The sequence below is a fragment of the Paenibacillus wenxiniae genome (assembly GCF_039822605.1).
GTDB classification, from domain to species: Bacteria; Bacillota; Bacilli; order Paenibacillales; family Paenibacillaceae; genus Saccharibacillus; species Saccharibacillus wenxiniae.
This window is the reverse complement of sequence record NZ_JBCGUH010000003.1, coordinates 35,119-48,533: the sequence shown is the minus strand read 5'-3', so window position 1 is coordinate 48,533 and position 13,415 is coordinate 35,119. Positions and strand designations below refer to the sequence as shown.

The following is a 13,415-nucleotide window of genomic DNA, read 5'->3' as shown; positions in this document are numbered from 1 at the left end:
AAATAGAAGGATGTAGGAACTGAAATGATCAATGGCTACTACAGCTTGTATGTAAACTCGTGTGCTTGCAAGCAGCACAGAACGGAGGGAAGGAAATAAGGGGTAAGGGCGACTTTTGAGCACGGGAATCTACATTTTCTCCTACTCCATAGATTCCTGTGCGAGACGGGAGTCCGTCCCCTTATTCCTTACCGGAGTGGTTGATGCCCCAGCAAAAACAGTGTACCTACACGCCTAAATCAATCGCCCTACCCTACCAGCTAACACATCGATACGCCTGCTAAATTAAAGGCTGCTTAACCAGCTTGAATTGACGATCTTTCGTTTCGATCAGCACATACAGTAACTTGTTTTCATACTTGATCAGTCGCAGTCTGATTTCATCGGATAGTTGTGGCAATTGCCACAGTTCCTTGCCGTGCTTGTCATATAAATACATGCGCTTTTCCTGATCATCCATGAGCAGCAACTGACCGTTGCTGTAATCTGTGGTCCAGAGTGGTTGCTCAGCGGCAAAGACACGCGTTTTCTCGATCAACAGCTTCCCTGTCGCTACATCATAACGTCGATAGATGGGATACGAGGTTGCTCCACGGATACCTAGTGCAAATTCATTATCGTTGTAGCTGTAAATGACCGCCTGACCATTTTCCAGTTGAAAGTCGCTTTGCAGATTCCACGGCATTTCGATGGTCTGACCCTGGTACGTTTTGCTGCTCGTATTCAACAGCTCAAACACCTGATCGGTCTGCATTAGACTACCTGCCGCATATTGGATAACGAGTCGATCGGATTGATATTCCATATGGGTGCTGTGGATATTTTCAGAGGTATTGTTTTGCACGGCTTTGAGCTTGAATGTGCGGAGTGGCTTTTTCCACGGCGCTTCATAGATGCGTACCTCATCCTTTTGCTGAATCGCGACTCGTTCCTTTTCACCTTGTTGTAATGGCGCAGACCAGCTGATTTGGTACGACGATAGTTGTTTATCCGACAACGAGCCAAGTAGCGCCGCAGGATATACAAACGTAGATAGCGTTTCGCCTTTTGAGCCAAGCACTAGCTTTTGCAGCTGCTGTTGGTGCTGAATGATCAGCACCAGCTTACCGCTAGTAGGTAGCATCCGATAGCTGTAGATATGCTCGTATTGATGTGACCACAGATTACGACCGGTGTTGAGATCGTTCATGTACACATCACCGGTGAAGCGATCCACAAACAGTGAACGATCTTGAGACAGATTCACAATATCCTGTGTAATCGTAAAGTCTTTGGGAAAAGAGAGCTGTTGCTGTTCTGGTGTAAGCGGACTTGCATTTATAATCGGCGCAGCAGTCGTTTGCGTAGGTAAATTGCTGGTTGATGCGCCTGTAGTCGTTGCATTCGTTGTGTTAACCGTATTAGCTTTTATAGCCGTAGCCGTAGCCGTAGCCGTAGCCGTAGCTGTAGGCGCAATAGCCGTAGTACCCGTATTGGCAGTAGCTACCATGCTCAAAGCTAATTGCTGTGCATCTACATGCTGAACCGCTGCGAGCTGAGCTGCTGCCGATTGTGGCATATCGGATGCTGTAGCTGTTGCTGCATCTGCATTAACCCCTGCTGGCAACAGAGCACCTGACAGCAATAGTGGCACGATAAGCAGACGCGCAAGTGATAGGCTAGTAGGACCGCCTGAATGAAATGGCTTCATAATTTCTTCCTTTCCGAATCGGGAATCTATCGATTTATTTAGGTATGCAACATAAATCTATCTCTACTATACCTTATTCGGACGAAGGGAGAAAGGAAGGCGATGTCTGAGTCACTTGAGCTGACGACGTTGACGATTCCAATTGGTGCCAAGTACACCGATGATGATCAGAAGCGCACCGATCACATGGTAGTACATGAGCTGTTCATGCAAAATGACCGCTCCAGCAATCATGGACGTGATCGTCGCAAAATTGCTGAACACACTCATCTGTGTCGCTTTGAGCATCGATAGCGCATAGCTGGACAACAATGTGGTGCCCAGTGAAGACATCACACCTAGATAGAGCAGTGATAACCAGTAATCCGGCTGTGCCAGTGGTTTAATATAGCCGCTAATGTCACCCTGCCCGATATGCATGATGCCAGCAGCAATATTGAATAGCACCGCCGCGACAATCATTGTGACCCAGGTAAGTTCCAGCGGATTGTAGACACATGTCAACGGACGTGCAAGCACGCTATACCCTGCAAACGATAGCGCCGAGCCGATAAGCAGCAGCATTCCGCTCAGATGATCCGCCGACCATCCCGCACCACCCTGGAGTACGAAAATGAGGATGACGCCGGATACAGACAACAGCAGGGAAAGCTTCTGCACTAGCCGTGTCCGTTCTTTTAGAAAATAAGCGGCAAGCAGCATCGTGAAGATCGGTACGGTCGCTTGAATGATGCCAGCCTCTGCGGACGAAGCATGCAATAAGCCAAAGATTTGCAAGCTGAAAAACAGCACCGGCGATAACAATGCCAGCGGTAAAATTCGCTTGAGATCAGCGAACCGGATCGAGACGCGAATCCAGCCGAATGCTACCGGAATCGCCATCACCAGTACAGATAGCAGAAATCGATGCGCAAGCACATCCAGTGGTAATGCAACGACAACGGTAATTTTGACGAACAAAAAGGAAAAGCCAATAATTAGCGCGTAAGCTAGTGCAGCAGCGTATGCCCAACCGCGAGAACGACTGGATGATGTATCCGATGCAGGTAGCGTCTGCTTCAACGCAGACCGCCCTGTTGACGATTCGGTTGTCATTATGTGAAATCCCTCCATCATTACGGATGAGCATGGTGATGTGCGATCATCCGTTGTATCTATAATTTAGTTTGTGTAGGCAAAAGAACGACATGTGCACAATGTGATTGGTTTGCCGGATGTTGATTCTTTTTCAATATATGGCGAGATCAAGAGAGCAACAATAGCTTTATTTTGAAACTGTACCGGTACAGATTGTAAACTGTAACTAGCGACTAACGATAAGAAGGAATTATAATAGGCATCAATGGAACCGATTCGACAGCAAACTGTCCTTTCGTATAGACCGGAGGTACTACATGAATGGATAGCTATCCCACCGTAAAAAGCCCATTTCAAGGGAGGAACGAACTATGAGTAAGCATGAACAGCTAGCGGTAGTCTTACAACGCCAGATTGTATCGGGCATTCGCCCAGCAGGAGCACGGTTGCCATCGATTCGTAAAATGGCCGAGCAATATTCCTGTAGTGCAGCAACGGTAATTCGCGCCTATGAACAGCTGATCCGTGAGCATGTTGTGTATGTAGTGGATCGTAGCGGCTATTATGTAGCTGCTCAGCATCAGACATCGCCTGCGATCATCGAAGGCGAGCAGGTTGATATTGCTTCCGCAGCGCCAGCAGCAGAACTGTTCCCATTTGATGATTTTCAGGGCTGTCTGAATCAGGCGATGAAGTTATATCGGGATCAACTGTTCACATATGGTACAGCACAGGGTTTGCCTGCGCTACTGCATGAAGTACGAGAGCAGTTAGAGCGAGTGCAGGTGTTTGCGCGTCCGTCGAATCTGTATATTACTTCCGGTGTCCAACAGGCGTTATCGATTTTGACGATGATGCCTTTTCCGGGTGGACAGCAGCGTATTATGATTGAACAGCCGGGCTATCATTTACTAATTGAACTGTTAGAATCGTTACATGTACCTGTAGTGCAAATAGAACGGACGTCCTGCGGATTGGATATGGAGCAGATTGAGGAATGGTTTCAGACAGGGGAAATTAAGTTTTTCTATATTATGCCACGCTTTCATAATCCGCTTGGACATTCGTTGGCAGCGGTCGATAAGAAGAAGCTGGTCGTGCTGGCAGAACGATATGATGTATATCTGGTGGAAGATGATTATCTGGCAGATCTGGAGCAGCATACCGGCATCGATCCGTTGTACGCGTATGACCGTTCCGATCATGTGATCTATTTGAAAAGCTATTCCAAAATGCTGTTTCCCGGCCTGCGCATCGGTGCAGCCGTATTGCCCGATCGTCTGACTGCAAACTTCTCTCGTTACAAAAAGCTGCTCGATATCGATAGCTCGGTGCTATCTCAAGCCGCCCTGCAAATGTATATTAAAAATGGCATGTACGCGCGGTACCGCAGATTGATGCTGGAAGCCTATCGGAGACGTACCAAACGTCTGCATGCGACGATTTGTGAGCTGGCAGCTAGCGATTCATTGTTTACGCGGGTGTATCATATTGATGCGATGCATGCTGTACTGCCATTGCCGGATAATTTTCCGATGTCGGCACTGCTGCGGCGGTTGCAGGAACTGAATATCGTAGCGGATTCGCTGGATCGTTATTTTATGCAAGATAGTCCGTATCGTTGGAATGGGCTTCGTATTAATGTGTCCAATGTGCAGGAGGAACGTATTGCACCTACTTTACAGATCGTAGCTGCACAGGTAAGACGATTAATTGCAATACCAGCATCGCCACACGTAAGCGATGCGGCAAACACGGCAAATGTAAAGCCGATCAGCGATGCGGCAAATACGGTCAATCAGGGTAATGAATAGAATGCTCAGTGAACGATATGTATAATTTGACATCAACGTGCAAAAGGTGTATTTTAATTACGAAACTATTCGTTTTATAATTGTGAAGGAGACTTGCTATGGAAGGAACAAAGCGCAAACCAGGCAGACCACCAAGTCAAAAAGCCAGATCTGCCATTTTCAAGGCTACGATGGAGCTATTACTGGAACACGGTCTTCGTAAAATGACAATCGATAAAGTTGCCGAGCATGCTGGGGTGAGTAAAGCGACCATTTATCGCTGGTGGAGCGACAAGGTAGAGCTTTCGATGGAAGCTTTTGTCTATCACGTTCAAATTGAAGGCACGATTATGAACACAGGTAATGTGGTGGATGATTACATCGACTGGTTCAACAAGCTGCATCGCTTCTATAGTAGTCCCGAAGGACGTGTACTCGCCCAGATTATGGCGGAGAGTCAAAGTCGGCAGGAGATGCTGCTTCCGTTTCAAGAACGACTGCGCGCCATGTTGTACGACAAATGTATGATCATCTGGAATCGCGCGCTGGAGCGTAATGAGCTGGATGAGACGATTGATGCGCTGATGATGATTGAGCTGCTGCATTCACCGTCCAGCTACCGGATGTTGTCCAATCAGCCGCCGCTGGAAGATGATGCAACTGCGCAAATGATTCGCCTGCTATTTCAAGGTATCAAAAAGCGCTAAGCCCGCTTTTTAGATCATATAGACGATACATCAAAAGGGAACACTCTAGGCTTTGCCCATCAAGGAGGAATACCAGATGAAAATCACAACCATGATGCACAAAACAGGAATCGCCCTTGCACTAACCGGAGTCGCTACCACTGGTGCATTCGTTGCCAGCACGAGCCTGACCGCGCCGTCCGCCTATGCCGCAAGCTCAACTGCCAGCCAGCAGATGACTGGAGCCACGTTGCTCAATACATTTTACAAACCAGCATTAAAAGGCATGCTCCCGTCTGCAAATGGCAATCCAGTCAACACATTCATCGTCGGTAAGACGACTCGTGCGGAAGTGATGTCTATTTACGGCAAACCAACGACGCCGCGTAAAACAGCATCCGGTTATGATCTATATCACGCAGAAATGGGTACACCTGGCTATGCGATGTCCTATAACAGCGCCAATGTGCTGAAGGAGATTCGCTATCTGGGTACACAGGTTGAGCGTAAACAGACGATTGGCAGTATTACGATGAGCGTGCTCAAGCAAACATGGTACGCACCAAGCGCTACCTCTACGATTATGGCAGGTGGTCAAAAACAGACCAAGCTCACTTACAACCGTGGAGACTACAAGCTGGAGTTCATCTACAATAGCCCAACCGATCTGGATCATATTAATTTGCTGAAAAAATAAGAGGTGTGATCATTTCGCCTCTATACAGAGCCGTGCCGTATCTAAATTGATGCGGTGCGGCTTTTTATCGTGATCAGACGACTAATAAAACGGCTGTCCATACGAGCAAAGCCGCCATCGTCCAGTTAAATAACCGCCGGTGCTGTTGAAGCCATGTCTGAAACAAGGCGCCACCGAGACTCCAGCTAAACGAACTGCATATACCAACGATACCGAGCAGAAGGGCAAACCCTATATAGCTAACGAGCGTAGAGTGATACGGTAAAATAAAGGTCGATACCGTCGATAGACTGAACAAGATACCTTTAGGGTTCAAAAATTGAATGAGCATCCCTGTAAAAAATAGCTTCGGTTGCTGATCCGGTTCAGACGGGGAACTGTTACCAGAGTCGGAGATCATTTTGTAAGCGAGGTATAGCATGTAAACAACACCGAGCAGCGTAAGGGGCAAGCGTAGTAGCGGCAGCCATTCAACTAATAGCAAATTAGCAACACTACAGAGGAACAGTAACAGAGCAAAGCCTGCTCCTACACCCAAACAAAAAGGTAATGTCCTGCGTAACCCATAACGATGAGCATAAGCCATCGCCATCATATTGTTAGGTCCGGGTGTAAAGCTGGCAATTAAAATAAATAGCCAAAATGAAAATACAGGCATGATCACGTTCCTCCAATCAGACAACAGAATAATAAAATAATTTTGTTCGCTATAACAGAATTAAATTCAATATAATGTATATGGATCGAATTGTAAAGTTGTTCAATCTAAAGATACAGACGCACCAGCATCGCATCGTCTCCAATGCAAACAACGCTGACACGCGCTACAGTGGGAGTTTACAAGCTCCACACTGCATCACATGCCAGCGTTATCATATCGGATGGATACCGATGATTACATTATTTTCCCTGTGATACTAGCTTCATCGCTTCATCTGCTGCTTCCAGTGTCAGGTCAATATCCCCATCCGTATGGGCAGTCGTTAGAAACCATGCTTCATACTTGGATGCTGCCAGACAGATGCCGCGATCCAGCATATGACGGAAGAAGGCAGCGAATTGCTCGCCATCCGTATCCTGTGCTTCGTTATAATTCGTTACTGGATGATCGCAGAAATGCGTCGAGAACGCACCACGAATACGGTTAATCGTCAGCGGAACGCCATATCGCTCTGCCGAAGACTGGATACCGTCAGTTAAACGAATCGCCAGACGCTCCATCTCTTCATATACCCCCTGACCTTGCAGCACTTCCAGACAGGCGATACCGGATGCGATCGATGCTGGATTGCCTGCCATCGTGCCTGCCTGATACGCAGGGCCGAGTGGAGCGACCTGATCCATAATATGCTTGCGACCACCGTAGGCACCGATCGGCAGACCGCCACCGATAATTTTGCCAAGCGCGGTCAGATCGGGTGTGATTGCGTCATGGTTATCGAGTCCAGCATACGTTTGGGCGGAACCGTAATGGAAACGATACGCGGTAATGACTTCATCGTAGATGACAAGCGCGCCATGTTCATGCGCCATGCGGCACAGTCCTTCGAGGAAGCCCTTCTCTGGCATGACCATACCGAAGTTGCCGACAATCGGCTCCACCATAACGGCTGCCACTTCTTCGCCCCAGCGCTCCAACGCTTCTTTCAATCCATCCAGATTGTTAAAAGGAACCGTGATCACTTCATTGGCGATGCTGGCTGGTACGCCTGCGCTATCCGGTGTACCGAGTGTGGATGGACCAGAACCAGCCGCCACGAGCACCAGATCCGAATGACCGTGATAACAACCGGCAAATTTAATGATTTTCGTGCGTCCGGTATAGGCACGGGCGACGCGGATCGTGGACATGACTGCTTCTGTACCAGAGTTTACGAAGCGTACTTTGTCGAGCGATGGAATGCTGTCTTTCAGCATTTGCGCCATCTGGATTTCCAGCTCGGTCGGTGTACCGTACAAAATACCATTTTCCGCTGCACGTGTAATCGCTGCGGTAATATGCGGATGGGCATGTCCGGTAATGATCGGACCGAAGGCTGCCAGATAGTCGATATATTTATTGCCATCCACATCGAAGAAATGAGCACCACGAGCAGAGGACATAAATACCGGTGCACCGCCGCCAACCGCTTTAAACGAACGCGATGGGCTATTCACCCCACCAACGATATGCTGGAGTGCCTGTTCATATAATTGTTCCGAACGTTTTCGGTTCATGTGTATAATCTCCTTTGTATTGGGAGGGTGTTGGGGTTTATGAGGTTTTGAGGGGGGCCACTCCGGGAAGGAATAAGGGGACGGACTCCGGTCTCGCACAGGAATCTACGGAGTAGGAGTACAATGTAGATTCCCGTGCTCAAAAGTCGTCCTTTCCCCTTATTTCCTTCCCTCCGTTCCGCCATGCTCGCACCTGTATTTAAAATCCAACATCCAAGATTTTGAGGAATGAAAAGCAAAGTGAAAAGTAAAAAGCAGAAGTAAGATTCATAATGTACGTCTAAATTTTAGATACTAGTACGCAGACCCATTCCGATTTTAACTTTGCTTGTGTACAAAAATTCTTATACATGAGAGTTAAAATAAGATATAAAACTCAAATGAATCTCGGTCAAGGTACTGGATATCAAATCCAGAATCGTAGATCATGAAGCCTAAAGCTTAATCTTAAATGTAAATGCTAAATCCCGAATGCTAAATCCGTGCTCCATCGTTGAAAGACCGTATCTATTTTAACATGACCATCCTTATTGGCAAATGACGATGGTATGAACAAATGGATAAAATGATCTCATTTGTAGCGAATCAGGCACGAAAAAGGAAGCTTCGGTGAACGAAGCTTCCTCGATATCGTTTATTTACTGTAAATAAATGAAGTATTTAGTAGCAATAAACGAGTTCGTTACGACTAACGATTTATTTACTGGATGATGTAGAGCTAGACTCGGAGCTGGAAGAACTGCTGTTACTCGTAGCACCAGAAGACGAAGTGCTGGAAGAGGTAGAGCTTTCCGCGGAGCCGCTTGTTTCTGCATTGCTGGTGTTACCGGACGAGCCTTCTGCGGATACCGGAACTGGATCGGTTGCGTTCTTGCTTAATGCATCCTGGACGAACTTTTTCAGTTTGTCTTCGCTGCTAATTCCGATGACCTGTGCACCGCCGACATGTTTTTCCAGCAGCAGATTGTTTGGTGGCAGTTGTTCGCTGCTGCTCATTTTGCTATCGTAGGCAACGCTAGCCAGTTTCCACAGATCGTCGACGCTGAGGTTCGTATCGATATACGGATTCACTTGCTGCAAAATTTGCGGCAGATTCATAATCGAGGTGGTCGATTTCAATTTATCGCCGACCGCAGTCAGAAATGCACGTTGACGCTCGGTACGAGCGAAGTCGGACATCGCATCATGACGGAAACGCACGTATTCCAGTGCCGTCTTCCCATCCAGATGCTGCATGCCTGCTTTCAGATCGATATCGTATTCATGTTTGTCCGCTGCGCTGACGTAATGCATATCTTTTTCTACATTAAAATCAATTCCACCGACGGCATCGACTAGCTTAATGAAGCCCTGGAAGTCAGTGTACACATAGTATTGCACCGGAATACCGAGCAGATTGCTGACGGTTTGCATCGCTGTAGCTGGCCCGTGCGTAATCGCGGAGTTGATCCGGTTTTGATCATGTCCCGGGATGTCGACATACGTATCGCGCAAAATCGAGAACAGATGGATCGTCTTTTTTACCGGATCAAGCGAGGCAACAAGCATGGTGTCTGAACGAGGCACTTCACCGTCGTTAGATTGACGGGAATCGACGCCCATTAGCAAAATATTAACCGGCTCTGTTCCTTCCCAGACCGGAGGAGCGGAAGCGACCGCGGTGTTGGTCGGCAAATTTTTGAACGGTGAGTCACCGCCTGTTTTTTGTAATGCGCCAATCTGGCTATAAATAGCTGTAAAGTAATAAATGGCATAGCCGATGACAGCCACGGCGATGATGCCCAGGCTCCATAGCAGCGTACGCTTTGTTTTTAATTTCATGCACGTTCTTCCTTTCAAGGATGGGGTTTCACGATGTATAAGGGTGTACCTCATATTCGGACAAACAAAAACTGCACAGAAACATGACGTGCCGATGCATCCTGCGATATGCATGGCGGATAAAAGTTAGTACCTATGCATTGTGTTAACAACACCCGTACATTATAATTTCTTTTCGGGCAACAATCAATTTTGACAGGGCGGTAGAACAGGCGAATACGTTGCTGTCAATCCTTCTTTTTCTGTACCTTATCATACGGTGGTTTGGTGACGAAAAAAAGAGAAGAAAAATGACAATTCTGTTGCTATCTGCAACGTGTTGAATGGCCTTGGCTCTGTATCCTAACTATAGTGATACGATATGCCCATTATGTGCTCACCTGTTAGCTACTTATCAGAAGGTCATCATTCATAAACTTCGGCATCACAATGCCGACACAAAGGAGTGCACTATGCAGGCAATCGAAGTTCATCAATTACGTAAAACATTCCGCATCCAGCAAAGTCGTGGTGGACTTAAGGGCGCTCTTCAAGATTTATTCGCTAGACAATACCGCGAAGTCGCAGCGGTCAATGATATTAGCTTTACGATTCCGCAGGGTGAAATTTGCGGGTATATCGGTGAAAATGGTGCCGGTAAATCGACCACGATCAAAATGCTGACCGGCATTCTCGTGCCCACATCGGGCGATATTCGTGTGAACGGCTATGTGCCGTATCAGGAACGTGAGAAATTTGTAAATGGTATCGGTGTTGTATTCGGACAACGCAGTCAGCTCTGGTGGGATATCGGGGTGATCGAATCGTTCCAATTGCTGCGTAAAGTATACGGGGTATCCGAGCCGGATTTTCGCAAACGATTGGATGAGCTGGTTGAGCGTCTGGAGCTACAGGAACTGCTCAGCCGTCCAGTACGTAAACTCAGTCTGGGACAGCGTATGCGCTGTGAACTGGTAGCAGCGCTGCTGCACAATCCATCCATCGTCTTTCTCGATGAGCCGACGATTGGACTGGATATCGTCGTCAAATCGGAAATTCGTGAATTTCTAAAAGAACTGAATCGCACGCAGGGCACGACAATTCTGCTGACGACGCATGATCTGCAAGATATTGAAGCACTTTGCTCGCGTGTCATTATGCTGGATGCAGGCAGCATCATTTACGATGGTGGTCTGGATGATCTCAAGTCACGCTGGGGTAGTGGACGCGAGGTACGATTCCAGTTTGGCACAGCGATAGCAGCGGTACAGCTGAACGCATGGACAGAAGGCTTGCCGGTAACATGGACACAGGAAAGTGAATTGGTCGCCACCGCGCTCATTCCGGCAGATACAGCCGTATCTGATCTGTTCTCACGTGTACTTGGGGCAGCTGAAGTGACCGATGTGCAAATTTCCGAGACGAGTACAGATGAGATTGTGCGCCAGATTTACAGCTCTGGTTCGGCGGAGAAACCGGGAGCAGGAGGCATCCTTCATGTCTAGTCTGTATCTCGATTTTATCCGCATTCGCTTTCTGACGATGCTGGCGTATCGGGTTAATTATTATTCTGGCATTCTCGTCTATACGCTGAATATCGGCGTGTACTATTTTACATGGCAGGCGATTTATGGTGGCAAGGAGCAGCTTGCTGGCTTCACAGCAGCACAGATGACGACCTATGTGGCAGTCTCGTGGATGGCGCGTGCGTTTTATTTTAACAATCTGGATCGGGAGATCGCGACCGAGATTCGGGATGGGACGATTGCGATTCAGTTTATTCGTCCGTATAACTATTTGCTTGTGAAAATGATGCAGGGCTTTGGTGAGGGACTGTTCCGGTTCACGATGTTTATGATTCCGGGCATGATCATTGCGATTATCCTGTTTCCGGTACAGTTGCCGACGAGTCCGGTCTCGTGGATGGGCTTTCTCGTGATGCTGTTCTTTAGCTTTCTGATCAATACACAGCTGAATATACTCGTTGGACTGATGGCCTTTTTTATCGAAAATAATGATGGATTGATGCGTATGAAGCGTGTCGTCGTCGATCTGTTTTCTGGATTGCTTATTCCGATCAGCTTTTTCCCGGGCTGGCTCGTGTCGATTATGAACTTTTTGCCCTTTCAGGCGATTACGTATTTGCCCGGCTCGGTATTTACAGGGCGTGTGCAAGGGACGGGGATTTTGGAAGTGCTCGGTATTCAAGTGCTCTGGTTTGCTATTTTGCTCGTACCGATGATTATCGTATGGCGTGCCGCCCGGGTACGACTGTTCGTACAGGGAGGTTGAGTCGATGCGAATTGCATATTATACAGGTTTGATTTGGGAGTATTTTACGAATTATATGAAAACAAGGCTGATGTATCGTGCTGACTTTTGGGTGGAAGTGATCTCAGATTTGCTGTTTCAGGCGACCAATCTGATTTTTATTTTTGTCGTATTTGCCCACACCGAGACATTAGGCGGTTTTACCGAAGCGGAAGTGGTGTTTGTGTACGGCTATTTTATGGTGCCCTATGGATTGTATAGTTGCTTTATCAACCTGTGGAACTTTGGTGACCGTTATATCGTCAAAGGCGAGATGGATCGTATTTTGACTCGTCCGGCGCATAGCTTATTTCAGATTTTTTTGGAAAACCTTGATCCACCGTCACTGATTGGCTCCGTGATCGGACTGATCATTATGATCTGGAGTGGCGGACAGCTTGGGCTGGACATGGAATGGTGGTTTATCCCTGTTATGATCCTGATGGTCATCGGCTCGACGCTGATCTATGCCGGTATCTACATTATATTAACATCGGTATCGTTCTACTCGGATTCGCCGACCGGTATTATTCCGCTGATGGTCAATATCCAGACGTATGGACGCTATCCGATCACGATTTACAACCGTGTGATCCAGATTGTTTTGACATGGGTATTGCCGTTTGCCTTTGTCGGCATTTATCCAGCGGCATTGTTCCTACACCGTCAGGAGATGCTGTCGATGGCATGGCTGACACCGGTGATGGGACTAGTGTTCTTCATCGCCAGCCTGTTACTGTGGAATACTGGTGTTAAGCGCTATCGCGGGGCAGGGTCGTAGTTTGGTAATAGGAGCAGGAAAAGCTGATTTTGGCATCACCATTCCGGAGCTTCATTGCACGGTCGTAGTTCGATAAGAGGAGAACGACAAGCAATTAGCATAGGGATTATTGCAATAAGCTGTTCGTAATGGAACCATAACAGCAGTAAGCAAGGGTAGGAATGTAATCCATAGAACCCAGTAGTGGATACAAATAAAACCGCCTTATTTCAAAGGCGGTTTTTGTTTTACAATTTATAAGTAATCGATATTCAATGTTATTATGTCAATGGTGCTGATCATAGTGCATTATGTTAAACACTAGTTGAAATGTAATCTATAGAGTATCAGCCATGTCAGGAAGTAAAGAAGCTGATACATAGCT

At 47.2% G+C, this 13,415-nt stretch carries 11 protein-coding genes; 6 read left to right on the top strand and 5 right to left on the bottom strand.

The window, feature by feature from the left end; genetic code table 11:
* Positions 1-280 precede the first annotated feature (280 nt).
* Positions 281-1,690, bottom strand: coding sequence for a hypothetical protein (locus AAHF22_RS06380; protein WP_347324159.1), 1,410 nt, complete (start codon positions 1,688-1,690; stop codon positions 281-283).
* 111 nt (positions 1,691-1,801) lie between these two features.
* Complete coding sequence (locus AAHF22_RS06375; RefSeq protein ID WP_347324158.1) at positions 1,802-2,785, bottom strand: DMT family transporter; 984 nt, start codon at positions 2,783-2,785, stop codon at positions 1,802-1,804.
* 353 nt (positions 2,786-3,138) lie between these two features.
* Between AAHF22_RS06375 and AAHF22_RS06370 the strand changes: the two genes are divergently transcribed.
* The 3 genes from AAHF22_RS06370 (at position 3,139) to AAHF22_RS06360 (ending at position 5,943) form a co-directional block, all read left to right on the top strand.
* Complete coding sequence (locus tag AAHF22_RS06370) at positions 3,139-4,581, top strand: aminotransferase-like domain-containing protein (RefSeq protein ID WP_347324157.1); 1,443 nt, start codon at positions 3,139-3,141, stop codon at positions 4,579-4,581.
* Positions 4,582-4,679: 98 nt separating this feature from the next.
* A complete protein-coding gene (locus AAHF22_RS06365; protein ID WP_347324156.1) occupies positions 4,680-5,267 on the top strand; it encodes a TetR/AcrR family transcriptional regulator in 588 nt (195 codons plus the stop codon).
* 76 nt (positions 5,268-5,343) lie between these two features.
* Positions 5,344-5,943 (top strand): YjgB family protein, encoded by a 600-nt coding sequence (locus tag AAHF22_RS06360; RefSeq protein WP_347324155.1) that lies wholly within the window; start codon positions 5,344-5,346, stop codon positions 5,941-5,943.
* A 73-nt stretch (positions 5,944-6,016) separates the two neighbouring features.
* Here AAHF22_RS06360 and AAHF22_RS06355 read toward each other — a convergent pair whose 3' ends face one another.
* The 3 genes from AAHF22_RS06355 to AAHF22_RS06345 form a co-directional block, all read right to left on the bottom strand.
* Positions 6,017-6,601 carry a LysE family translocator gene (locus tag AAHF22_RS06355; RefSeq protein WP_347324154.1) on the bottom strand — a complete coding sequence of 195 codons (585 nt, stop codon included), beginning with the start codon at positions 6,599-6,601 and terminating at the stop codon, positions 6,017-6,019.
* Positions 6,602-6,843: 242 nt separating this feature from the next.
* Positions 6,844-8,160, bottom strand: a complete 1,317-nt coding sequence (locus tag AAHF22_RS06350) for a glutamate-1-semialdehyde 2,1-aminomutase (RefSeq protein WP_347324153.1) — start codon at positions 8,158-8,160, stop codon at positions 6,844-6,846.
* Between the two features lie 696 nt (positions 8,161-8,856).
* Positions 8,857-9,981 carry an LCP family protein gene (locus tag AAHF22_RS06345; protein WP_347324152.1) on the bottom strand — a complete coding sequence of 375 codons (1,125 nt, stop codon included), beginning with the start codon at positions 9,979-9,981 and terminating at the stop codon, positions 8,857-8,859.
* A 452-nt stretch (positions 9,982-10,433) separates the two neighbouring features.
* Here AAHF22_RS06345 and AAHF22_RS06340 point away from each other — a divergent pair, with 452 nt between their 5' ends.
* Genes AAHF22_RS06340 through AAHF22_RS06330 form a run of 3 tightly spaced genes read left to right on the top strand, consistent with a single transcriptional unit; the run spans position 10,434 to position 13,051 of the window.
* A complete protein-coding gene (locus AAHF22_RS06340) occupies positions 10,434-11,465 on the top strand; it encodes an ABC transporter ATP-binding protein (RefSeq protein ID WP_347324150.1) in 1,032 nt (343 codons plus the stop codon).
* Positions 11,458-12,252 carry an ABC transporter permease gene (locus tag AAHF22_RS06335; RefSeq protein ID WP_347324149.1) on the top strand — a complete coding sequence of 265 codons (795 nt, stop codon included), beginning with the start codon at positions 11,458-11,460 and terminating at the stop codon, positions 12,250-12,252. Before AAHF22_RS06340 ends, AAHF22_RS06335 begins: the two co-directional genes overlap by 8 nt.
* A gap of 10 nt (positions 12,253-12,262) precedes the next feature.
* On the top strand, positions 12,263-13,051 hold the full coding sequence (locus tag AAHF22_RS06330) for an ABC transporter permease (protein ID WP_347324640.1): 789 nt from the start codon (positions 12,263-12,265) through the stop codon (positions 13,049-13,051).
* Positions 13,052-13,415: the final 364 nt, after the last annotated feature.